Origin of the sequence: Lacticigenium naphthae DSM 19658 (genome assembly GCF_000425865.1) — a bacterium.
Classification (GTDB): Bacteria; Bacillota; Bacilli; order Lactobacillales; family Carnobacteriaceae_A; genus Lacticigenium; species Lacticigenium naphthae.
On sequence record NZ_AUEG01000001.1, the window covers coordinates 352,331 to 375,074 of the forward strand.

Here is a 22,744-nt window from a genome sequence, read left to right on the forward strand (position 1 = left end):
AAAAAGGCTCCCACACTATTGATTTATTTGGAATTTTTACTGCTTAAGTAATCTTTGACTAACTTCTTCGATTTAATCTTCTACATTTAATTGAGTTAAAATTGCCTGTAATTCCGTCCATTCTTCTTCTGTTAAAGTTATCCCTTTTCCCATTTTCTCATGAGTTGGATCCCAACTTCGAATATCAATTTTGGGTTCGCGACCGTTCCAACTTACTCGATTAACTTCTTTAGTCCAGCCTTTTTCATTGCGGGACAATTCTCCGAGAGCTTCTTTTATTTCAAATTCAATAGTTGCCACTTTCCTCATCCTTTCACTCTACGATTGTATTGTTAACTGATTTCAAATTTTGACCAAAATTTCTTCTTATAATAAAGTGTAAGTCCACCACCTATTAAAATTGGAAGAGCAAGTACACCGATCGCAAGCATAGTACCCCATGTCCCCGTTAAAGAACTGAGCACTGTTATCCCGGCAGTGGATGCTCCACCTACGATCATCACAACAAACATAGATATTACGCGTCCGAATGCCCCACTGCCTCGGTTAAATAACTCTGTAATAGTTTGCCAGTCTAACTCTAGTAACCGGTAATCACGAACAAAGTAAACCAAACTTATACAATACATTCCTAAAAGCAAGCCACTAATAAATAATCCCGCAAACAATAGTGGAGTATGTGTGAAGAAAAAAATAACGATGGATAATAGCAAGGGCAAAATAAGTTCTAGTCCATACGCGAACCAAAATTTAAAGCGTAAATAACTTTTCATTGAAAATGGAAGAGACTTCATATAGGTGAAATTTTCTCTATCTAATGAAATAATAACTGAAACGATAGAGAGAGCATTTACTGTAAACAGGGCGAAGACAAAACCTGCCCAAAAGAAAGACTTCCAATAGTACAATGGTAGTCCCTCAAAACTCAATCCATTTATGATTTGAGGTGCCAAAAATATGATTGGAAAAATAACCGTGGAACTAATTTGCTGGGTAATTAACGTCGCATTTTGTACTAACCCAAAGTTATACTTTAACAACGTTTTTTCAAGTGAGCGAGATTTGACCTCCTGTACTCCTGATTTATAAGCACTACGTTTTACAGCAGTAGTCTGTTCATTTAATTGATCGTTAAAAAATGTTGGAATGATCACTTTAAACAGCAGCACTACTAAAAATAATAATAGGATCAGACCCAAACTTAATTCAAGCAACGCCTGTTTATCAAATGGGTCAACTAATAAAGTATGAAAATTGACGAAAAAAGGGACGGATTTTGAATCCGGAAGCAGTTCACCAGGTAAACTAGCCGCTGTATTTCGATTGGAGATTATAAAAATCGCACCAAACATTCCGATACTAGAAATGGTATAAAAGATTGTTTGAAACAATTCTTTATTTCGTTTAAACAAAGGAAGTTGCGATAAATAATGGATAAGTACAACCAAAAGCAAAAAAAGCAAACTCAAAATGAAAATAAAAAAGATAAGTGCTTGCAAAACAACCCCAATGAACAATCTATTGGCTTGAATGCCAACTATTAAAAATATTCCCAAAATAGGGATCAAAAAAGGTAAAAGAGTCAGCATCAATACAGAAAATTTTGCGACGAACCACTCACTTTGCCTGAATGGTAAGGGCAAGTAGTTTATTAGATCTTTTGATTGGTAGAACAAGTTATAAACACTGTTCATTCCCTGTAAGAAAGTTAACAGTACAAATAAAAAAAGGTTTGTTGATGTAAGTCCAGGATACTGTGTAAAATTTAAACCAGAAAATAAGAACAGTGAACCAAATAAAAACAAGAATACTGCAAACAAAATTACATTTTGCAGTAAGACACTCTTGTAAATTTCTGTAGTTTTTTCTCCTTTTCCCTCTTTTTTCCTCTTTTTTTGTACTATTTGAGGATTCGAATAAATCAAATTTACTTTAATTAATTCTAATGTTGGAGTCCATCTCATTGATGCTCTCCTCCTTCACTGCTCCCTTGGGATTTCACATTATCTTGCGCATCCCGACCGGCCATTTTTAAATAAATGCTTTCTAAAGATTGATTTTCATTTAGTGATTTCAGTTCCTCAATCGTCCCATCATATAACAATTCACCTTTTTTGAGAATGGCGATATGATTGCACAACTGTTGGGCTATTTCCAATGCATGAGTTGAAAACAGTACGATATTTCCTTCCTCTGCATGGCGTTTCATCATTTCTTTTAAATCAAACGCTGCTTGTGGGTCTAAGCCGGTTAAAGGTTCATCCAATACCCAAATATCCGGATCAGATAAAAGCGCACCAATGACGAACGTCTTTTGTCGCATTCCATGAGAAAAAGACTGAATAGTACTATGCTTATGTTCTTGCATATCGAAGAGTTTCATTAAGTAGTGTAAATTTTTTTGATATAGATCCTCTTTTAATTCGTATGCTGAGGCTAACAATGACCAATATTCTGTCGCAGTTAATTTTAAAAACATATCTGGGGAGTCAGGAACATAGCCAATTCTTTTCTTTATAGCCATTCGATTTTCATGTAATGGATTCCCATCAATCAAAATCTCTCCAGAATTTGGTTCAATGATACTCACTAAGGATTTGATGGCGGTAGATTTCCCTGCCCCATTGTGCCCAATCAAGCCAAATATTTCTCCCGGTTTTATTTGAAAAGAAACATCCTTTAAAGCTTCTGTTTTGCCGTACGATTTTGAAACGTGTTTAAATTCAATCATATATGTAAACTCCTTTAGTTATTTATAAAAACATCAACCACAGGCCAAGCATTGCTACCACAAGTAAAGCAACAGTCAATATAGACACTCCAACGATATTGGTTTTAAATGGTCTAGCTTCACCCTCCCTAATCATACTATCTTTTCTTAAATCATCATAGACATTTTTATATCCGATCCAGGCATAGACAAAAGTACTCATTCCAATAAAAATAAGCATTCCTCCTATTAACAAAGCAATATTTCCTTCAGCTGAATCATGAAGAATTTTGCCGATCGTGAGCCCTGCCGTAGAAATAGAAAATCCAGTCCTGATCCAGGCACTATAGGTTCTTTCAGCTGCTTGAAAAGTTCGATTTTCAGCTAACTGTGTCCTTTTTTTGGCGAGTTGATTTCGCTGTGTAGTCATTTCATTATTCTTATTCTCAGCCTCATCCTTCTGACTTGTCATATGTTACACCCCATTTATCCATACTTTAGCATAATGAGAATTTGAATACTACCGTGGTTACAGTGAAAAGCCGGTTTTTATTTTCACATCCTTGATGCTGTTTCTATATAGTTTTCTTCTTTATCTAGCTCCTAATCACAGAATATGATACAGTATCACTAGACAATTACTAGAAAAGAGGAAAATTAAATGGTGCAATACGATGTTCTTGTCGTAGGAGGCGGAACAAGTGGAATGATGGCAGCCATTTCCGCAGCCGAAAATGGTGCGAAAAAGATCGCTTTAGTCGAAAAAAATAAAATTCTTGGTCGTAAACTGCTGGTCACCGGTGGTGGACGTTGCAATGTAACAAACAATCGCGATAAGGAAGAAATCATCGCACATATACCAGGAAACGGACGCTTTTTATATAGCGCCTTTTACCAATACGATAATTATGATATTATGAATTTCTTTCGTTCACATGGAATCGCCTTAAAAGAAGAGGATCACGGTCGTATGTTTCCAACAACGGATAAATCTCGGACGATCGTCAATGCTTTAAGTGCTATTTTAGAAAAAAACAATGTCGCATTATATACAGACGCACCCGTTGAAAATATTTTAATTGAAGATAACGCCGCTGTCGGAGTCCTTTTGAAAAATGGACAAGAATTACATGCAGACAGAGTTATTCTTTCAACAGGTGGAAGAGCGATGCCGCGGACTGGTTCAACAGGAGATGGTTATAAGTGGGCAAAAAAAGCTGGACATACATTATCCCCCCTCTATCCAACAGAAGTTCCGATCGAATCAAATGAAGAGTTCATTCAAAACCGTACTCTACAGGGATTGTCCCTGAGAGATGTTCGTCTAAGTGTCTTGAATAAAAAAGGGAAAGAAGTAATTGCGCATCAGATGGATATGATTTTTACCCATTTTGGTATCTCAGGTCCAGCAGTTTTACGCTGTTCCATGTTTGTTCATACAACGATGAAAAAAGACAATACGGATACTGTAACTATGCGCTTGGATGCAGTACCTGATCAGAACAAACAGGAACTCGAGCAAAGTATTCGAAGTTCAATGAAATCTGACGGAGAAAAAAGTATCAAGAATGCCTTGAAGCAACTTGTTCCTGAACGCTATCTGCTTTTTGGATTAAATAAAAATCAATTAAGTGAAGATATGCCTTTAAAACAACTCACTCAGAATCAGATTCAAGCTTTAGTCCACTATTTAAAAGATTTTCAGTTCCAGGCAAATGGGACATTGCCAATTGAAAAAGCTTTCGTAACAGGTGGCGGTGTAAACACTAAAGAAGTTAACCCCAAAACGATGGAAAGCAAAAAAACAAATCACCTGTATTTCACCGGTGAAATACTCGACTATAATGGCTACACCGGAGGCTATAACATTACTGGTGCTTTCATAACGGGAAGAATCGCAGGAATGCACGCAGCAGAAAGTCTTTTAAATAAAGCATGAGATATAAATATAAATCAGTTTAACAAAAAAAGTTTCTTTGCATCTACTCTGCAAAGAAACTTTTTTTAGAATTTACGAAAACGAGCAGTTCTCTTATCTACCAGTTCATTTGTCGTTAAGGATTTCAAGTCTTTTAATTTTAGGGTGATCTGCTGCTTCAGGTCGGCTAAAAATTCTTCTCTCGGGATCCATTCATTCTCTTTTTTCTCCGGAATAACTTTTTCAATAATATTTTCAGCTAACAAATCATCGGCTGTGAGTTTCATTACTTCCGCAGCTTCACCTGCGCGAGTAGAATCTTTCCATAATATCGATGCAAAGCCTTCGGGCGAAAGAATAGAGTACATTGCATGTTCGAACATCCAAACCTCGTTAGCTACTGCTAAGGCTAAAGCTCCCCCACTTCCACCCTCTCCTACAATAATAGAAAGAATAGGGACAGATAATTGACTCATTTCAAGTAAGTTGCGCGCAATGGCTTCTCCTTGTCCCCGTTCTTCTGCCTCCACACCACAATAGGCACCCGCAGTATTAACAAGTAAAAGAACGGGCCGATTAAACTTTTCCGCCTGCTTCATTAATCTCAAAGATTTTCGATAGCCTTCTGGGTGTGGGGAGCCGAAATTTCGAAAAATATTTTCTTCAATATTTTTTCCTTTTTGATTTCCGATGATTGTTACAGACATTTCAGCGATTTTCCCAATTCCTCCAACGATTGCTTTATCATCCTTATAGTTACGATCACCATGTAATTCAACAAACCCGCTGCACAACTCTTGAATGATTTCTACTGTGCTTAGTCTGTCAATTTCACGAGCAAGTTTAACATGTTCCATTGCCTGCGTCATTGTTAGCCTCCTTTCTTGATTTTAACCTTGTACGTGTAAATCTAATAACAAAGCTAGACTATTTTTTAGCTCTTTACGTGGAACGATCTTGTCAATAAAACCATGTGCCAAGACATCTTCAGCCAACTGGAAGTTTTTCGGTAATTTTTCTTTGATTGTTTGTTCAATCACTCGTCTACCAGCAAACCCGACCAGTGCTTGAGGTTCTGACAAAATGATATCTCCTAGCATTGCGAAACTTGCTGTGACCCCACCCGTTGTTGGGTCGGTCAAAACAGTTATATACAATAAGCCCGCTCTGGAATGTTCACCCACAGCAGCACTCGTTTTTGCCATTTGCATCAAAGAATAAATACCTTCCTGCATTCGAGCACCACCGGAAGCAGTGAAAAGGATGACTGGCAATTGTTTCTTCGTTGCTTCTTCAAAGAGATGCGTAATTTTCTCGCCAACGGCTTGACCCATGCTTCCCATAATAAAATGCGAATCCATTACACCCAAAGCTGTATCGAATCCTTCTATTTGCGCTTTTCCCGTTACAATGGCAGAGTCTAACCCCGTTTTCTTTTTGGCTTGGGCTATTTTTTCTTCATAATCCGGAAAATTCAAAGGATTAGTTGAGGTGATTTCTTTATTCCATTCTTCGAAAGAATCTTTATCTGCGATAAGGTTCAAACGTTCCTGTGCAGTGATGCGAAAAGCATAGCCGCATTTGGGACATTCCCTTTCTGCACCTAAGTCTTTAGTATAAATCGCTTGTTTACAACTGGGGCATTTTTGAAACATTCCATCTGGAACTTGCGGAATGTGGTCGTCGACTGCCGTTTCTATAGGGAGAGAGATATACGGTCTTCTTTTCTTTTTAAATAAACGCACGATCTATCCCTCCATCTATTCTTCATCTTTTGCTACTAACCATTTTTCAATAAATTCGTCTTCTAAATAGGTAGTATAATAGTCACCTGATCTAAAATTCAAGTCATCTAGTAAATCCATTTGGAAATCTTGATTCGTTTGTATTCCTTCAATGACCATCTCGCCCAGTGCTCGTTTCATCTTTGCGATTGCCTCTTCTCTATTCTTTCCATGGGTGATCACCTTCGCGACCATCGCATCGTAGTAAGGTGGGATTTCGCTTTCAGCAAAAAGAGCACTATCTACTCTGAGTCCTAATCCACCAGAAGGCAAAAGTAAATAAGAAATCTTCCCAGGAGAGGGAGCAAAGTTAACTAATGGGTTTTCAGCATTGATTCGGCACTCTATTGCATGTCCGTTAAAAATGATTTCTGATTGTCGCACAGAGAGTGGTTCACCAGAAGCTATGCGTAATTGTTCTTTTACGATATCGATCCCGGTGACCATTTCCGTAATGGGGTGTTCCACTTGGATGCGTGTATTCATTTCCATGAAGTAAAAATCCCCTGATTGATCCACTAGAAATTCGACGGTACCAGCGTTCTTGTACCCTACATATTCACCTGCTCGAACAGCAGCATCTCCAATAGCTTTTCTTTGGGATTCACTTAGCAGAACAGCTGGTGATTCCTCGATAACTTTTTGATGATGACGTTGCATTGAGCAGTCTCTTTCGCCGAGATGAATAACGTTCCCAAAGTGATCCGCTAGTAACTGAACTTCTATGTGCTTGGCTGGTTTGATGATTTTCTCCATATACATGCGACCATCCCCAAAAGCTGCTTGTGCTTCTGATTGGGCACTATGAAAAGCTGGCATTAATTCAGTTTCGTTTTGAACTACGCGCATTCCTTTTCCTCCACCACCTGCTGCTGCTTTAAGCATCAAAGGATAGCTTATTTCGCTTGCATTTTTCACCACATCCGTTTCGTCCTCTAAAAAACCTTCGCTTCCAGGAACGACTGGGACATTAGCAGCTTTCATCAATTTTCTTGCATGGGCTTTGTTACCCATTTGATCGATCGTTTCTTTATCTGGTCCAATAAAAGTAATATTCATTTCTTCACACATCGAGGCAAATGTACTATTTTCTGACAAAAAGCCAAATCCTGGATGAATAGCTTGCGCTTGTGTCAGAACAGCTGCGCTCAGGATATTTTGCATATTGAGATAGGAGTCGATAGCTTTAGATGGACCAATACAAATCGCTTCATCTGCTAACTGTGTATGCATAGCTTCTTGATCCGCCGTAGAATAGACGGCAACCGTTTGTATTCCTAACTCTCTGCAAGCTCGTATGATCCGAACAGCAATTTCTCCTCTATTGGCAATCAAGATTTTTTTAAACATTATTTTACCTTCCTATAATAAATGTCATTTCAGCTTCGCAGACCTTTTTCCCATCAACGTAAGCCACTCCTTTACCGATCCCTGCATATTCTTTTAATTTTACGATGTCGACTTTTAAAATCAACTGATCTCCTGGAACCACTTTTTTACGGAATTTTACTTTATTTAATCCGCCAAGATAAGCCGTTTGATTTTGAAAATTATCCATTTTTAACAAAGGAATGGATCCTGCTTGAGCTAAAGCTTCAACGATGTATACTCCTGGAAGAACGGGTTCCCCGGGGAAATGTCCTTGAAATATTTCTTCATTAATGGTGACGTTTTTTACTGCAGTCACATGTTCACCTGGAATCAATTCTGTTACCTTGTCAATAAAATAAATTGGATAGCGGTTGGGAATGAGTTCTTGAATTTCCTTTACATTTAAAGTTGTCATTTTATTGCTCCTCACTAATTTCAAATAATGGTTGACCAAATTCAACAATATCTCCATCTTTAACAAAAATGGATGAAAGTATTCCTGATCGATCACTTTTGATTTCATTCATGATTTTCATTGCCTCAACAATACAGACTGTTTCTCCTACAGCAACGGCATCACCGATTTGTTTAAATGGGCCCTTGTCAGGTGCAGGAGATAAATAGGCCATCCCTACAATGGGCGCTTCTATTACATAGCCTGTTGGGCTAGTATTTTCCGCAGTTGGAGTCTGTTGAGAAGTTGTTTTTTCCTTCTCCGCTTTAGTTGTTTCTTGAGCTGCTTCATTTGAAGTTGCTTTGTTTGTTTCTTTTGATTCAGTTTTGTTTTCGCTGATTTTTTCTGATTCAGAATGTTTATTTTTACTTAAATAAAGAGATATCTCTTCATCTTGCAAAGAAAATTCTCTTAATGAAGAGTGATCGATCAAGTCTATAATTTCTTTTAGTTGCTGAAACTCCATTTAGGCACCTTCCCATCTTTTGAAACACGTCACTGCATTATGTCCTCCGAACCCTAACGAATTGTTTAATGCATAGTTGATTTGCTTCTTGCGTGCACTAGCCGGGATATAGTCCAAGTCACACAACTCATCGGATTCTGTTAAGCCTATTGTTGGAGGAAGAACACCTTCACTTAAAGCTTTCACACAAATGATCGCTTCTATCGCTCCAGCTGCTCCCAACAAATGACCTGTCATACTTTTAGTGCTGGAGACAGGTGTGGAGTAAGCGACTTTTTCGCCTAAACCTAATTTGATTGCACTAGTCTCAGCTGAATCATTTGCAGGGGTACTCGTTCCATGAGCATTGATATAGCCTACTTCTTCTGGTTTGATCCCTGCCTCTTTTAATGAAGAGCGGATTGCTCGAGCAGCTCCTTCCCCATCAGGACTAGGAGCAGTCATATGGAAACTATCCGCTGTTGCACCGTAACCGACTATTTCTCCTAATATTGGCGCGTTTCTATCCAATGCATGTTGCAGATTTTCTAGAACGATTACTCCTGCTCCCTCTCCCATTACAAAGCCGCTCCTGTTTTTATCAAATGGAATCGAAGCTGAATCTGGATTTTGTGAATTAGAGAGGGCATTTAAAGCTGCGAAACCTGAAATACCAATTTCATTCACGCTTGCTTCTGCTCCGCCTGCATACATGACATCTGCATACCCATGTTTGATTTGTCTAAAAGCCTCTCCAATTGAATTATTTCCCGAAGCACAGGCGGTTACCAAAGATAGATTTGGACCTTTCGCACCGGTTGCTATAGAAATATTACCAGCTACCATATTACCGATTGCCATCGGAACAAAAAATGGAGCGACTCTATCTAACCCTTTTTCATGCATTTTTATAATTTGCTTTTGCATGGTTTCCAAACCACCAATACCTGATCCTACAATGACCCCAATTCTTTCTGGATCTACGTCAGCTGTATCCAATTGACTTTGTTTCATTGCTTCTAGAGAAGCAGCTACACCATATTGAGAAAAAGCGTCCATTCGCTTAGCTAATTTTCTATCCATAAAATCACTTGCTTTAAAATCTTTTACTTCTGCTGCTACATGAATATCGATTGCTTCTCCATCAAATTTGGTTAACGGGCCAATTCCATTTTCCCCTTTCGCGATCCCTTTCCAGAATTCGTCTACCGAATTTCCTAGTGGGGAAATTGTTCCCATTCCTGTTATGACTACGCGCGTAACCTGTGTATTATCCATTCATTACCATTCCCCCGTCTATTGTAAGTACTTGTCCAGTGATATACGATTGTTGACTCAAAAACCAGACCGCCTCTGCAATTTCTTCTGCCTCTCCAAATCGTTTCAATGGAATCTGTTTTATGGCTTCTTTCTTGATGCTCTCGTTTAGTTTTTCTGTCATCTCGGATGCAATAAAACCGGGAGCTATTGCATTCACAGTGATTCCTCTGGAGGCTAATTCTTTGGCTGCGGATTTTGTCAATCCTATGACGCCCGCTTTGCTGGCTGCGTAATTTGCTTGTCCAACATTACCAACTAAACCGACTACACTCGCAATATTTATAATTGTCCCACTTTTTTGCTTCAACATTATTTTAGAAGCTATTTTCATCGTATTAAAAGTTCCTTTTAAGTTGACCGCAATTGTTTCATCAAATTCTTCAGATGTCATCCGTAACAATAAATTGTCTCTAGTTATTCCGGCATTATTCACCAATACATCAACTTTTTTGAATTTTTCCTTTGCCTGTATTATTAGTGATTCTGCTTCATTGGAATATTGAACGTCACCGGTAATTGGTAAAACAGTTGCACCTAATTTAGTTAACTCTTCAATAAGAACTGTTGAAATAGAAGACCTTCCATTTATTACTAAATTAGCACCTTTGGAAGCAAACATTTTTGCGATGGCGTAACCTATTCCCCGAGTGCTTCCGGTAATGATCACCGTCAACGGTTCTTTATTTGTCATCTCTGTTAAATTCCTCTCTGTATTCCTTCAACACCGTTAGTGTTTTCTGCAAGGATTTTTCATCATCTACATGTGTAATTACAACAGACCGATTGATTTTTTTGATGAATCGACTAAGCGTTTTTCCAGGTCCAATTTCTACAAAACAATCGACACCATCAGAAATCATTTTTTCAATCATTTCTTCAAAACGAACAGGTGATTGAACTTGTTCTACCAAGGTTTCTTTGATTTCTTCAATGGTTTCATAACTCTTAGCATGTGTATTTGCATAAACCGGAATAGCAGGTTTTTGAAGCTTTTCATTTTGTAAAAGTTTCTCTATTTTTTTACTGGCCGGTTCTAATAAAGCCGTATGAAAGGGTCCAGAAACTTGTAGCTGAATACAGCGGACTCTCTTTTCTTTACTTAATTCTTCACTAGCTAGACGAACCCCATCTACCGTACCGGCAATAACTATTTGTCCAGGCATATTATAATTCGCTGGAGCAACATAAGCCTGATTGGAAATATCTTTGCAGACTGATTCCACTTTCTCTTTTTCGGCACCTAATACCGCACTCATTGCCCCACCTGACGGATAAGCTTCTGTCATTGCTTTTCCTCTTTCGTGAACAAATGGGATCACTTGATCAAATCTGAACACATCAGCCGAAGTTAAGGCCGTATATTCACCTAAACTTAATCCCGCCACTACCTCCGGATGAAATCCATTATCGCGAAGCAAGCGATCTATCCCAAAAGATAAAGCTAGGATCGCTGGCTGAGTATAGGGTGTCCAATTTAATTTTTCCTCATTTTGATAGAGTTGAACGAAATCAAGATTTAATAGCGAAGAAGCTTTATCAATTACTTTTTTTACTTGTGGATAAGTATCGTACAGCTCCAAACCCATACCAGAGTATTGAGATCCTTGTCCACTATAGATAAATGCAACTGTCATTTTATCGCTCCATTTCTTTCCTCTTTACTTTTTGCGTACAAGAAAAGACCCAAAAACAGCGAAGACGCACTTCTTTCAGTTTTTAGATCTGTTCTTGTACCCTCATATCCTACTCATTTAGGCGTTTGGCATGCAGGGTAACGACTTCTTTGTACTCTGTCATTAATTCTTGGATAATATCGTGACAGCTTTGTTCTTCATGAACTAACCCGGCACTTTGTCCAGACATGAAAGAGCCGCGATCCTTATCTCCTTCAACAACTGCTCTTCTAAGAGCACCTTTACCGATAGCCTCTAGGCGGGTAACATCTGGCGTTGAATCGCTCGTAATTTCTTTTTCCACTTTTAAGTATTCACGAGTTAATTTGTTTCTTAATACACGGACAGGATGACCTGTTATCTGACCTGTAACCACAGTATCGATATCTTTTGCTTTAATAATGGCTTGTTTAAAATTGTCATGTGCAATGCTTTCATGCGCAACAACAAATCGAGTACCGAGTTGAACAGCATCGGCTCCAAGCATCAAAGCTGCAGCCATCCCTCTACCATCTGCGATTCCACCAGCGGCGATTACCGGTATGGATACTGCATCAACCACTTGAGGAACAAGATTGATCGTTGTTGTTTTTCCAATATGTCCTCCCGCTTCCATTCCTTCACAAATCAAAGCGTCGGCTCCCTCTTTTTCCATTCGTTTAGCTAATGCTACAGAAGCCACTACCGGGATCACGACGACTCCCGCTTCTTTAAATTTTTTCATGTACTTCCCGGGACTTCCTGCACCAGTAGTCACAACCTTTATTCCTTCTTCACAAATTACATCGACTACTTCATCGACATACTGTGAAAGTAGTAATACATTTACTCCAAAAGGTTTGTCCGTGAGTTCCTTTGTTTCACGAATGGTTTTTCTAACTGTTTCTCCTGGCTCATGACCTGATCCAAGCATTCCTAATCCACCCGCATTGCTGACAGCGCTGGCCAAGCTAGGGGTTGCTACCCAGGACATGGCTCCTTGAATAATAGGATAATCTATTCCTATAATCTCAGTTAATTCATTTTTCATAGGAGCTCCCTTCCAATACTTATTTTGCTTCTAGTTGTGTGTTCACAGTGTTAACAATATCTTGAACTGTATTTAAGCCTTCATCAAACTCAATTTTTATATCAAATTCATCTTCAATATCATTGATGATTTGGAACAAGTCTAAGCTGTCTGCTTCTAATTCTTCACGGAAATTCGTTTTTAATTGCACTTCTTCAGTTTCTTTGTCTAATTGGTCAACAATAATTTCTTGGATTTTTTCAAAAGTAGTCATGGATAATTCCTCCGTATTTTTTATTTTTTTATATCGTTATTACAAGTGAACCCCAAGTCAATCCTCCACCAAAACCAGATAGTAGTAATTTTTGACCAGATTCAAGTTGAATCGTTTGATTTTCTACTAACTCGGCAAGCAATAATGGAATACTTGCAGCTGAGGTGTTTCCATATTCAGCTATATTACTTGGGAATTTAGTTGAATCAAGTGCTAATTTTTTTGATACTTGTTTGATCAATCGTTCGTTTGCTTGGTGCAATAAAAAATAATCGATATCTTTTAATTCTAAGTTGGCTTTTTTAGTTACTGTCCGAATACTATTTGGGACCTCTTTTACAACAAAATTATAAATATCTCTGCCATCCATCGTCAGAGGGCTTCTTCTCCATTTATCATTCCCTGTTTTAGCATCGTTGACTATTTTCCCACTTACTAAAGCATTCCCCTTTTTCCCATCAGCATGAATATCTTCAGCTAATAATGAAGATTCTATTGACGATTTCACTATTACTCCGCCAGCCCCATCACCGAACAATACCGCAGTTGATCGATCAGACCAATCAATTGTCTGAGACATTGTTTCAGCACCTATAACTAATCCATACTCAACAGATTCTGCCTGCAGCATTTTTTCAGCTATGGAAAGCGCGTAGACAAATCCCGAACAAGCGGCACTCACATCAAAAGCCATAACAGAATTTGCACCTATTTCTGATTGAACTATTGCAGCGACACTTGGAGAATGACTATCCGGTGTCATGGTTGCAACTATAATAAAATCGATTTCTGTAGCTTTGATTTGACTATTATTCAAAATGTTTTGCGCAGCTTTTACGGCTAATGATGAAGTAGTGTCATCCGTGGTGATATGTCTCTTTTTTATGCCTGTTCGGCTGACGATCCAGTCGTTTGAGGTATCCATTATTTTTTCAAGATCTTGATTTGTTAAGACATTTTCGGGAACATACTTTCCAATAGCTTGTATTTTCATTTTTTATCCTTCTTTTTTAGCTGTTGCTTAGTTACTTCAAGAAACTGGTATAAATTCCGTAACCCTTTCGTCAACATCTGCGCTTCTTCAGGATCCATTTCATCAATAGTCTCTTTGACCATATCTCTGTGAAATTTATCATGGACTCTATACAGCAAGCGTCCTTTATTTGTTAAACCCAGTTTAACAACTCTACGATCGTCTTCACTTCGTACACGTTCAACATACCCTTTTTTTACCAAATGATTTACAGAAACGGTTAATGTTCCTACTGTAATACCGAGTTTTCTTGATACTTCAGTTGTTGTATGTTCTTTATACATCCCAATCGCTTCAATCGTATGCATTTCTTTGATAGACAAGTCTGAAAATTCTCCATCTCTAAGCGATTCTGCTTCAATTGCAAGGACGTCATTAAAAATAGTAACGAGATACTGGTTAATTTCTCGAACAAGCGGATCCACATCAACTCCTCCTTAAATAATACTTTGATTATCAAATTGTTTGACAATCAAAATAATAACCCTTTTATCTTTTTCTGTCAAGGAATTTCTAAAAAAAAGAAGGGAGTGGAACAAAAAACGTTCAGACCCGAATCACTGGAGCGGATACTCGAAAGATAGTCGTAGACTATCGAAGAGTGTTCGTGAAGTGGATGTCGGGTCTGTTTTTTGGAGCTCGTTTTAGAAAGGAATGTTTGGAAAATGATTAGAGGCTGGGACTTTTGTCCCAGCCTCTTCCATCATTCTTATTTGAGTATATTATCCTTTCAGGTCTCTTCGCTGATATTGTAGTAAAGAAACTACATAAAGCAAGAGAGAAAGACCCACCAAAATAGCTAAATAGCTATAAGATATTTCTTCCACCGGAACCTTCGGGATATTACCATATGGTGAAAGTGCTAGCAACCAATCATCGAATTGCAGTAGACTTCCTAAATAAACTACTATAAAAGAAAATGACAAATACATCCAAATCGAATTTAAAATATTCGGCTTAAACGCAATAATTAAAGTCGCAAGCCCGAGCATAACTGTCATAGCTGGCAAATATACAAAACCTGATAAGATAAGTGTATCCAAGCCAAGTGGGTCGGTAGAGAGTCCCACACTCGCTATCCATAATCCTATAATCGAAAAGAATATGGACAAAACTGCAACAATGATCGCTAAGCTTAAATAACTTAAAAAGAGTTTTGTTCGGTTAATATTATGCGTTAAAATCCATTCATTCCGTCCAATTTTCTCCTCTTTGTATAAGCGATTCATTATCATTATAGGGGGAATGGATCCTATGATCGCAATGACAGACATTAAAATCCCTAAGAATTGTTCAACGAGAGAAAATTCAGGATCCGGCGTCAGTAATTCTTTTAAAAGGTCATTCGATTCAAAAAATGTTTCTAATTCTCCGAGTACTGATCCGTAAGTAACACCCAAAATAAACAATCCAATTAACCAAGAAAAAATAGTTACCCGTTGCAATCGAAAAATAAAAACCAAAGGATGATGCAATAAAGAAGAGGCTTCTATCCTTCCTTTTCTTTCAGGTAGGAATCCATCCTGCATATCTCTTTTAGCATGTAGCCAAAAAGAAATAAATAAGAATAGGAGACTGATAATTGCGATTAGTAAGATAGGTAGCCATTTATTTTCCACATATGTTTCTGTTCTTGTGACCCAACCTAGTGGTGACAATAGTGAAAGCCACTCAGCTGTAACATCTCCGATAGCACGCAAGAGATAGAAGAATCCCAAAGTAAAGAAAGAAAGACCTAATGTACCACGAGACGAAGGCGAAATTTGTGCAAAGACGGCTGTTAAACAGGCAAATAAAAATCCGGTTGCACCCAATGTTACACCATACAATAGAGAACCATTCCAGTCCATACTTTCAATATTTAATATCCCTATGCTCCCACTAGTCAATAGTGCGAGGGCACTATTCAACCCAAAAGCAAGTAATAAAGAGGTGAATAAGTACGTATTTCTCTCAACTGGCAATGATTGAATGATTTCCAATCGATTTTCCTCTTCTTCTAAACGGGTCAATCGATTGATCATCAAAATATTCATAATGGCTACTGTAATAGCAGTAAAAAGTAACATTTCATGACTGAACATCGCTCCAAAAGTATAATCCTCAATTGCCACGCTTGGACCCAACATTGCTGTCATTGCTGGATTATCCATCGTTTGAGCTATCCCTTGTCTTTCTGCTTCGCTGGAATATAACCCTGTAAATGCGGCGGCAACTGCCACGGTTACGCCCACGATCGACCCAATCCAAATAATCATTTTCACCCATTCACGTTTAAAGATAAAACGAGTAAGAATAGATGTTTGTTTCGAAAATAGCTTACCCATCCAAATCCCCTCCATCATCTTGGTAATGGCGCATAAATAAATCTTCTAATGTAGGCGGATGACTTTCAATTTTTTCGACATCGAAACCTGAAACTCTGGTAATAAACGAATTCCATTTATCAGAATCAATTAAAAATATCCACTCATCATTTTCTTTTTTGACGTCATGAACGCCTATCCACTCTGAAAGATCATTAATTTCTTTGCGGGTACTTAAACGAACGGTTGAACGGGTCAGATGACGCATGTCTGATAATGTTCCTGATTCGATTACTCTACCTTCACGAATAATACAAACCTTATCACAAAGACTTTCCACTTCAGATAAAATATGGCTTGAGAGTAACACGCTCTTCCCATTACGTTTTAATTCATGAACACTTTCTTGGAAAACTTTTTCCATTAATGGATCTAGTCCGGAAGTTGGTTCATCAAAAATATATAAATCTGCATCACTTGAAAATGCAGCAATTAAAGCAACTTTTTGCTTATTCCCTTTTGAATAGTTTTTACACTTTTTACTCGGATCAAAGTCGAACCGTTTCATCATTGCTTCCTTTTTTGTGGATGGGTAGGCACCTTGCATTTTTAAGAAGAAATCAATAACCTCTCCACCGGTTAAATTATCCCACAAATTGATATCCCCTGGCACATAAGCTATTCTCTTATGAATTGCTATGGCTTCGTCCCATACATCCTTCCCAAATATTTTTGCTTCTCCTGATGTTGCTTGAATCATTCCTAATAAGATTCGCAGTGTCGTTGTTTTCCCTGCTCCATTTGGACCTATAAATCCAAAAACCTCTCCCTCTTCTACATTAAATGAAACTGCATCTAATGCTGTAAACTTCCCGAATTTCTTTGAAATATCCGCTAATTCAATCACACTCATCTTTATCGCTCCTCTAGTTTGATTTATAAAATAGTTTTTTTAAACTATCTAAGAACTCATGAAATTTTTCCCACTGTTTCTCATAATCATCTGGTCCGTTTTTCCTATAATCGATTTCATCATATAGCTCTTTTTGATACCCTTCCATTAACCAATGAATCATTTTCATTTGTTCAGTCATTTCTATATCATCTCTAAACAGATTTTCATCTAAATTTTTATAGAGTTTTAGATATCCTTCTTGAGTAACTTTTTGAATTTTTTCTTTTATTTCTGTAGGATACGTTTCTTCATTGCCCAAGTATATCGAAGCAAAAAACAAGAAAACTTCTGGATGGATACGGTAAGCTACCAACTTATTTTCAACTATTTGCTTATATTTCTCGATAAAATCTGTTTCTTCTTCATCGATTTTTTCAACAAATTCTTTGGATAAAAATTGTATTCCATATTCAATTAGGTAAAGATACAATGCTTTTTTGTTCTTAAAATAATAGTATAATGTCCCCTTACTAATATCTGCTAGCTCTACAATCTTATTAGTGGAGGCCTTCTTATACCCTTCTTTGGAAAATTCACTAAATCCAGCATTCAATATTCTTCTTTTTTTCTCTATAGCTAACTTTTCAAACGACTCATTCATTCTCACACCTCCAAACTGACCAGTTTGGTCAGTTTTATTTTACCCCTTTTGACCGCACTGGTCAACTAATACTATGCAAAAAAAACATTCCGAATTCAGAATGTTTTTTTTAAATTTAATAAAAATAAAGTGATTGAATCAAATAATCTTTCGCTTGTTTTTCAGCTAATTTAAGTAACTGATTCTTTACCGTTCTAAGTTTCCCTTCATTATTTCGGTATTTCGTTAAATTTCTTTCAAATGCCCGTTTTTCACTTTCTATTGCTCCATCATTCAAATAACCCCATACATGTTGAGCAGCATTCACTGCATTTCCCTCAAACGTAATTGTATCCATAGCCTCTTCGATCAATTGATAAAACTGGATCACCGGATACTCATTTTTGTTTTTCAACAATTGGCGAATAGCCTGATAGTTTTCCGGACTTTTCTCTAAAACTGCATACTTGTAGCGTGCCCATTCCTTTTCTAACCTTGCTATATTTTTGTCAATTGAAAGTGCATTATTGATTTTTATAGTCGAAATATTTTTATCTTTCACCTCTAACATTATATCGATCGAGGTATCCGGCAGAGTGCGATAAAAATCTAAAAAAGGTCCTATATAAATTGTTTTAGTGTGTGCTCCGATTCGTTTACTCGATGCTTGTTGAGAATAATGAACTTTTTGTTTTCCATCCATTTCCCTCCAAGTATTATTAACTTCTTTGATCCAATAAGCTTCCGTTTTAGGATCCCCTTGATGATTAGCTGTATGATGCAAATTATCAAACACTACGGGAATGGAGCAAGCTTCAGCAATACCCAAGACGTCCTCCACTGTGTACAGTCGATCATCATTTTCAATGATCAATCGATTTTTTATTGGCTGGTCCAACTTTCGAAATGTCTGAATGAAACGCTTGATTGCTTCTTCTTTATTCCCATATACTCCTCCGATGTGCACTACAATTTTATGAGTAAAATCGATTTCCATACACTCCATAATTTTATTATGATAACGTAAATCTTCAATAGCTCTTTCTACAACATCAGAGTGAGGCGAATTTAAAACTGTATACTGACCTGGATGAAAAGATACACGCAAATCGTTATTTTTAATTTTTTTACCGATACGCCTGAAGTCTTCTCCATAAATTTCTCCCCAGTTGAGAGTGTTCACGGGGCTTGAACCAAAAGGTATCAGATCAGAACTGATACGATATAGCCGAATGTTTTGTTTACTATTATAGTCGATCATATTTTCCAAAGCGTTCAAATTATGTTGAATCACCTCTTTTAGTCTTTCTTCTGTTGCATTTTTCTTCGTAACACTTTTCAAATCGGTATTTGGAATACCAACTGTTAAACATGCATAGCCAATACTCATTATGATCCTCCTTGAAACTATATTATTTTTAGTATAACAAAATTCCAAAGCTCGACCCCTTATAATACAAATTTTAATTTTATAAGCACATGTTTTGGATATACCATATTTTCTAATTATTTGTTATACTTTTAGTAGTTTATTTTTTAGCCACCTACATTATTGTGCTATTTAGTCTAGGAATGGGGAGAATTTTTTCGTAAAGATAACGATTGTTATTCATTAAGGGGACATCCTATGGAAAATGTATCATCAATTAAAAAAAGCTTTTTCTCGTGGTTAACTATGTTAATTTTGTTTGCTTTCGGGCAGCATTTTTATTTTCAAAATTATTTATTTAGTTCCATTTTGTTTCTCTTAACTGGATCAAGTTACATTCCATACAAGTTGCTGACAAGACAATTAAACACTGTTGAAGATATCCTGTTTGATTACCGTAAAAACAAACAGGCCTTGTTGGTTAAAGAAAAGGAGTTACAAACATTATTTGACAATAATCATGCCTACCTCTGGACTATCGACTTAAACCAACAAACTTTTATTGCTTCCAGTGGGTTTGAAAGTATTTTCGGGTACGGAAGAGATATGTTTTTAAAAAATTACGAGTTATGGTTGGAACGAACTTACCCAGAAGATTATCCTATTGCACTAAATCATTACTTACAATTAAAGAAAGGTCATTCTTCCAATCAAACATGGCGCTTTATTCATAAAAATGGATCTATTCGCTGGATCGATGCTTGGGGAAAACCTATTTTCAACTCCAGCAACGAAGTAACACAACTAACTGGTGTAGCTTATGATATAACTGATCGAAAAAAGTTAGAAAAACAGTTGAAGTATCAAGCTGATCACGATTTTTTAACTGGATTAGCCAATCGCAAATATTTGTATTCATCATTAAACAAAAAAATAAATTTTCCCGATACTCCATTTGCTTTATTTTTTATTGATATCGATCGGTTTAAGTTTATTAATGATAGTTTTGGACATACTGCAGGAGACCAGATTTTAATAGATGTTGCTGACCGGATTCAAACTGTACTTTCTTCAAATGATTTAGCCGCCCGTGTCGGGGGCGATGAATTTATACTCGTAGTGAATCATCTCACTACTGATGAATTAACTGAAACAATACAAACCATATCAGACTTATTTAACGATCCATTCGATTTAGAAAAAGAATCTCGCTATGTAACTGCTAGTATAGGAATAAGTTTGTTTCCTTATCATGATACATCAATTGAAAGTTTAATCAGACAAGCTGATCATGCTATGTATCAAGCGAAAAAAACAGGAGTCTCGCTTGGTGTCATCGCACAATATCAAACTGTGGAAATGAAAGACAGGGATCACATAATCGAAAAAGATATTCAATACGCTATCAAGGAAAAACAGTTTCATCTCTACTTTCAACCTATCGTAAATTTAAAAACAAACGAGATAAGTGGGTTGGAAGCTTTGATTAGATGGGAACATCCTGATTTTGGGATCATCTCTCCTCAATCTTTTATTCCACAAGCGGAGAAACAGGGACTGATCTATTCAATCGGAATGTGGGTATTGGAAGAATCTTTTTGTTTGTTTTCCCCGCATTCATTTAATGATCTGCATCTTTCAGTCAACATTAGTCCAATTCAGTTAACCAACGAAAAATTTTTAGTAGATTTAGATGATCTTCTAAATAAGTATGACATTATTCCCAGTAAAATAATTTTTGAAATAACTGAAGGTTTTATGGAAAATCCAAATGAAGCAAAAAAAATTCTCGCAGCTATCAGAGAAAAAGGAATTCAAATAGCCATTGATGATTTTGGAACAGGTTATTCTTCACTGAGTGTTCTAAGCAACATTCCTTTTGATATCTTGAAAATGGATTTATTATTTGTGAAAAATATGATCAGAAATCAAGCTACTCAACAACTCGTTAAAAGTATTATGCAGCTCGCACATACTCAAAATGCAAAAGTGATAGCGGAGGGAATTGAATCATCCGAGCAAGCAGATTTTCTACTAGATATTAACTGTTTGTATGGACAAGGGTATCTCTATGGCAAACCCTTACCATTAAAATATTGGAAAGAAAAACTTCATTTATAATCGTACTAAAAAAAGCTACTCTCTATTAGCAAGTATACTAATGGAGAGTAGCTCTCATTTTTTATCATAACCTATACATCTCAAGAATAACCCTCTAAGGACTTCACAGTGCTTTTGTAGCGGTACATATCGATATCAGCTTGATTGTATAACTCATCAAACGTTAAGCCTAAATCCGTTAACGTTGCACCGATCGATATGGAAACTTCTATTCTATCTTCCTTATGCATTAATGGTTGGTTTACTATTTGAGAAAGACTTTTAGAAATTTCACGTAGCTGATTTTCATCAGGAACATTCGGTATAAAGAGCAAAAATTCATCTCCACCTACTCTGCCAATTGCACCATTCGAAGAAACAAACTGGTGCATCCGTTCGACTGATTTTTTTAAAACAATATCTCCAAATATATGACCAAAAGTGTCATTTATGTATTTAAAATTATTAAAATCAATAACAATTAATGCATGAGATTGTTTGGATGACCACAATTTGCGTCTAACAATTTGTTCAATGCTTTTTTTATTATACACTCCAGTCAACGAATCTCTTTTGGATTCATAGCGGTGAACTTGGTATTGATCCACAAAACGATACACAAGCAAGAAAATCACTGTAATCAAAGCAAAATAATAAGCTTGTTCTCTAACAAACAATGAATAACCTTGTGACCATCCCTTTTCTGGATAGATACCTATCTCCCATTCTTCATTAGGTAACTTAACTGTTTGATACAATGCATTTTTATTGAATATATCTGTGTTTCCCCATAAAAAGTCATCTGTCCCGCTTATATCTTCAACCCTTAACGCTAGTAAAAAACCATTTTCCTCTGAATTTAAGTGACTTTTTAAAATTAATTCTTCGAAATCAACTGTGACGGTTATAAAACCCCAAAATTTACCATTTTCCAAAAAAATGGGTTTCCGATTGAATATTTTCAATCCACCTTGTTTTGATTCGACTGGTCCTTGAGCTACTGCTGTTTTTAATTTAATTGCCTTATCTATACTTTTTGAACGATTTGGATCATTGATCGTATCATGACCTATAGCTGATTCATTTCCTTCTAATGGCCAAACATCGGAAACTATCCCTTGAGGAGCAAGTGAAACGTTATCAATTATATTATTTTGTTGCAATATAGTTTCTGCAAAATCCCCCATCTCATTTATAGGGATACTATCATGAGTTTTTAAGTAAACTTCAAAAAAATCTGTATAGTACAAACTCGTGTTGAGTAATATTTGTATATTTTCAGTAACAGTATTTAATTCTTGCAGAGCTGCCAATTTATTGCTTTGTCTTCTGTGTGCCAAATGCTCTTGCTGAATCGTAAAAGCTGGCCAGATCAATAAAAAAGCAGCCACCAAAGCGACCGTTAAAGAAAGTAATTTTTTTTTCATTTATCTATCATTCCTT

General features: G+C 36.8%; 23 protein-coding genes. 2 read left to right on the forward strand and 21 right to left on the reverse strand.

Translation table 11 applies throughout. The features are described 5' to 3' along the window. Positions 1-72 precede the first annotated feature (72 nt). Genes H626_RS0101710 through H626_RS0101725 form a run of 4 tightly spaced genes read right to left on the reverse strand, consistent with a single transcriptional unit; the run spans position 73 to position 3,182 of the window. Positions 73-300 carry a YdbC family protein gene (locus H626_RS0101710; RefSeq protein ID WP_027107794.1) on the reverse strand — a complete coding sequence of 76 codons (228 nt, stop codon included), beginning with the start codon at positions 298-300 and terminating at the stop codon, positions 73-75. Positions 301-332: 32 nt separating this feature from the next. Then, positions 333-1,964, reverse strand: a complete 1,632-nt coding sequence (locus H626_RS0101715; protein ID WP_027107795.1) for a hypothetical protein — start codon at positions 1,962-1,964, stop codon at positions 333-335. Beyond that, entirely contained in the window at positions 1,961-2,731 is a 771-nt protein-coding gene (locus tag H626_RS0101720) for an ABC transporter ATP-binding protein (protein ID WP_027107796.1), read from the reverse strand. The genes H626_RS0101715 and H626_RS0101720 overlap by 4 nt, the downstream gene beginning before the upstream one ends. 22 nt (positions 2,732-2,753) lie before the next feature. Beyond that, positions 2,754-3,182 carry a YidH family protein gene (locus H626_RS0101725; protein WP_027107797.1) on the reverse strand — a complete coding sequence of 143 codons (429 nt, stop codon included), beginning with the start codon at positions 3,180-3,182 and terminating at the stop codon, positions 2,754-2,756. Between the two features lie 189 nt (positions 3,183-3,371). On the opposite strand from H626_RS0101725, the gene H626_RS0101730 reads away from it, so the two are divergent. After that, positions 3,372-4,649, forward strand: coding sequence for a BaiN/RdsA family NAD(P)/FAD-dependent oxidoreductase (locus H626_RS0101730; RefSeq protein ID WP_027107798.1), 1,278 nt, complete (start codon positions 3,372-3,374; stop codon positions 4,647-4,649). 65 nt (positions 4,650-4,714) lie between these two features. Here H626_RS0101730 and H626_RS0101735 read toward each other — a convergent pair whose 3' ends face one another. From H626_RS0101735 to uvsE, 16 genes are all read right to left on the reverse strand, one after another. Further along, a complete protein-coding gene (locus tag H626_RS0101735; RefSeq protein ID WP_027107799.1) occupies positions 4,715-5,497 on the reverse strand; it encodes an acetyl-CoA carboxylase carboxyltransferase subunit alpha in 783 nt (260 codons plus the stop codon). Between the two features lie 21 nt (positions 5,498-5,518). Continuing rightward, positions 5,519-6,373, reverse strand: a complete 855-nt coding sequence (gene accD / locus H626_RS0101740) for an acetyl-CoA carboxylase, carboxyltransferase subunit beta (RefSeq protein WP_027107800.1) — start codon at positions 6,371-6,373, stop codon at positions 5,519-5,521. 15 nt (positions 6,374-6,388) lie between these two features. Then, positions 6,389-7,762, reverse strand: coding sequence for an acetyl-CoA carboxylase biotin carboxylase subunit (locus H626_RS0101745; protein ID WP_027107801.1), 1,374 nt, complete (start codon positions 7,760-7,762; stop codon positions 6,389-6,391). 4 nt (positions 7,763-7,766) lie between these two features. Next, positions 7,767-8,198, reverse strand: coding sequence for a 3-hydroxyacyl-ACP dehydratase FabZ (gene fabZ / locus H626_RS0101750; RefSeq protein ID WP_027107802.1), 432 nt, complete (start codon positions 8,196-8,198; stop codon positions 7,767-7,769). A gap of 1 nt (position 8,199) precedes the next feature. Further along, positions 8,200-8,703 (reverse strand): acetyl-CoA carboxylase biotin carboxyl carrier protein, encoded by a 504-nt coding sequence (gene accB, locus H626_RS0101755; protein ID WP_027107803.1) that lies wholly within the window; start codon positions 8,701-8,703, stop codon positions 8,200-8,202. After that, positions 8,704-9,960, reverse strand: coding sequence for a beta-ketoacyl-ACP synthase II (gene fabF / locus H626_RS0101760; RefSeq protein ID WP_027107804.1), 1,257 nt, complete (start codon positions 9,958-9,960; stop codon positions 8,704-8,706). Next, positions 9,953-10,693 (reverse strand): 3-oxoacyl-[acyl-carrier-protein] reductase, encoded by a 741-nt coding sequence (fabG, locus tag H626_RS0101765; protein WP_027107805.1) that lies wholly within the window; start codon positions 10,691-10,693, stop codon positions 9,953-9,955. The genes fabF and fabG overlap by 8 nt, the downstream gene beginning before the upstream one ends. Next, the gene (gene fabD, locus H626_RS10395) at positions 10,683-11,636 is read right to left on the reverse strand and encodes an ACP S-malonyltransferase (protein WP_035618174.1); all 954 of its coding nucleotides are present in this window, start codon (positions 11,634-11,636) and stop codon (positions 10,683-10,685) included. Before fabD ends, fabG begins: the two co-directional genes overlap by 11 nt. A gap of 109 nt (positions 11,637-11,745) precedes the next feature. Continuing rightward, entirely contained in the window at positions 11,746-12,705 is a 960-nt protein-coding gene (gene fabK / locus H626_RS0101775; protein ID WP_027107806.1) for an enoyl-[acyl-carrier-protein] reductase FabK, read from the reverse strand. Positions 12,706-12,724: 19 nt separating this feature from the next. Further along, positions 12,725-12,958: an acyl carrier protein gene (locus H626_RS0101780; protein WP_027107807.1), complete on the reverse strand. Its 234-nt coding sequence runs from the start codon at positions 12,956-12,958 to the stop codon at positions 12,725-12,727. 28 nt (positions 12,959-12,986) lie between these two features. Further along, positions 12,987-13,952: a beta-ketoacyl-ACP synthase III gene (locus H626_RS0101785; protein ID WP_027107808.1), complete on the reverse strand. Its 966-nt coding sequence runs from the start codon at positions 13,950-13,952 to the stop codon at positions 12,987-12,989. After that, positions 13,949-14,416 carry a fatty acid biosynthesis transcriptional regulator FabT gene (gene fabT / locus H626_RS0101790; protein WP_027107809.1) on the reverse strand — a complete coding sequence of 156 codons (468 nt, stop codon included), beginning with the start codon at positions 14,414-14,416 and terminating at the stop codon, positions 13,949-13,951. The genes H626_RS0101785 and fabT overlap by 4 nt, the downstream gene beginning before the upstream one ends. A 297-nt stretch (positions 14,417-14,713) precedes the next feature. Then, on the reverse strand, positions 14,714-16,318 hold the full coding sequence (locus H626_RS0101795; RefSeq protein ID WP_027107810.1) for an ABC transporter permease: 1,605 nt from the start codon (positions 16,316-16,318) through the stop codon (positions 14,714-14,716). Next, positions 16,311-17,210 carry an ABC transporter ATP-binding protein gene (locus tag H626_RS0101800; protein WP_027107811.1) on the reverse strand — a complete coding sequence of 300 codons (900 nt, stop codon included), beginning with the start codon at positions 17,208-17,210 and terminating at the stop codon, positions 16,311-16,313. Before H626_RS0101800 ends, H626_RS0101795 begins: the two co-directional genes overlap by 8 nt. 13 nt (positions 17,211-17,223) lie before the next feature. After that, positions 17,224-17,853: a TetR/AcrR family transcriptional regulator gene (locus tag H626_RS0101805; protein WP_027107812.1), complete on the reverse strand. Its 630-nt coding sequence runs from the start codon at positions 17,851-17,853 to the stop codon at positions 17,224-17,226. 115 nt (positions 17,854-17,968) lie between these two features. Then, positions 17,969-19,222, reverse strand: coding sequence for a UV DNA damage repair endonuclease UvsE (gene uvsE, locus H626_RS0101810; protein ID WP_027107813.1), 1,254 nt, complete (start codon positions 19,220-19,222; stop codon positions 17,969-17,971). Between the two features lie 237 nt (positions 19,223-19,459). Between uvsE and H626_RS0101815 the strand changes: the two genes are divergently transcribed. Then, entirely contained in the window at positions 19,460-21,322 is a 1,863-nt protein-coding gene (locus H626_RS0101815) for a putative bifunctional diguanylate cyclase/phosphodiesterase (RefSeq protein WP_027107814.1), read from the forward strand. Positions 21,323-21,402: 80 nt separating this feature from the next. On the opposite strand, the gene H626_RS0101820 is transcribed toward H626_RS0101815, so the two are convergent. Continuing rightward, entirely contained in the window at positions 21,403-22,728 is a 1,326-nt protein-coding gene (locus tag H626_RS0101820) for a diguanylate cyclase domain-containing protein (RefSeq protein WP_027107815.1), read from the reverse strand. Positions 22,729-22,744: the final 16 nt, after the last annotated feature.

Coding starts and splice junctions, on each gene's coding strand:
- H626_RS0101715 (WP_027107795.1), bottom strand. CDS start 1,964: ATGAGATGGACTCCAACATTAGAATTAATTAAAGTAAATTTGATTTAT.
- H626_RS0101720 (WP_027107796.1), bottom strand. CDS start 2,731: ATGATTGAATTTAAACACGTTTCAAAATCGTACGGCAAAACAGAAGCT.
- H626_RS0101725 (WP_027107797.1), bottom strand. CDS start 3,182: ATGACAAGTCAGAAGGATGAGGCTGAGAATAAGAATAATGAAATGACT.
- H626_RS0101730 (WP_027107798.1), top strand. CDS start 3,372: ATGGTGCAATACGATGTTCTTGTCGTAGGAGGCGGAACAAGTGGAATG.
- H626_RS0101735 (WP_027107799.1), bottom strand. CDS start 5,497: ATGACGCAGGCAATGGAACATGTTAAACTTGCTCGTGAAATTGACAGA.
- H626_RS0101745 (WP_027107801.1), bottom strand. CDS start 7,762: ATGTTTAAAAAAATCTTGATTGCCAATAGAGGAGAAATTGCTGTTCGG.
- fabZ (WP_027107802.1), bottom strand. CDS start 8,198: ATGACAACTTTAAATGTAAAGGAAATTCAAGAACTCATTCCCAACCGC.
- accB (WP_027107803.1), bottom strand. CDS start 8,703: ATGGAGTTTCAGCAACTAAAAGAAATTATAGACTTGATCGATCACTCT.
- fabF (WP_027107804.1), bottom strand. CDS start 9,960: ATGGATAATACACAGGTTACGCGCGTAGTCATAACAGGAATGGGAACA.
- fabG (WP_027107805.1), bottom strand. CDS start 10,693: ATGACAAATAAAGAACCGTTGACGGTGATCATTACCGGAAGCACTCGG.
- fabD (WP_035618174.1), bottom strand. CDS start 11,636: ATGACAGTTGCATTTATCTATAGTGGACAAGGATCTCAATACTCTGGT.
- fabK (WP_027107806.1), bottom strand. CDS start 12,705: ATGAAAAATGAATTAACTGAGATTATAGGAATAGATTATCCTATTATT.
- H626_RS0101780 (WP_027107807.1), bottom strand. CDS start 12,958: ATGACTACTTTTGAAAAAATCCAAGAAATTATTGTTGACCAATTAGAC.
- H626_RS0101785 (WP_027107808.1), bottom strand. CDS start 13,952: ATGAAAATACAAGCTATTGGAAAGTATGTTCCCGAAAATGTCTTAACA.
- H626_RS0101795 (WP_027107810.1), bottom strand. CDS start 16,318: ATGGGTAAGCTATTTTCGAAACAAACATCTATTCTTACTCGTTTTATC.
- H626_RS0101800 (WP_027107811.1), bottom strand. CDS start 17,210: ATGAGTGTGATTGAATTAGCGGATATTTCAAAGAAATTCGGGAAGTTT.
- H626_RS0101805 (WP_027107812.1), bottom strand. CDS start 17,853: ATGAATGAGTCGTTTGAAAAGTTAGCTATAGAGAAAAAAAGAAGAATA.
- uvsE (WP_027107813.1), bottom strand. CDS start 19,222: ATGAGTATTGGCTATGCATGTTTAACAGTTGGTATTCCAAATACCGAT.
- H626_RS0101815 (WP_027107814.1), top strand. CDS start 19,460: ATGGAAAATGTATCATCAATTAAAAAAAGCTTTTTCTCGTGGTTAACT.
- H626_RS0101820 (WP_027107815.1), bottom strand. CDS start 22,728: ATGAAAAAAAAATTACTTTCTTTAACGGTCGCTTTGGTGGCTGCTTTT.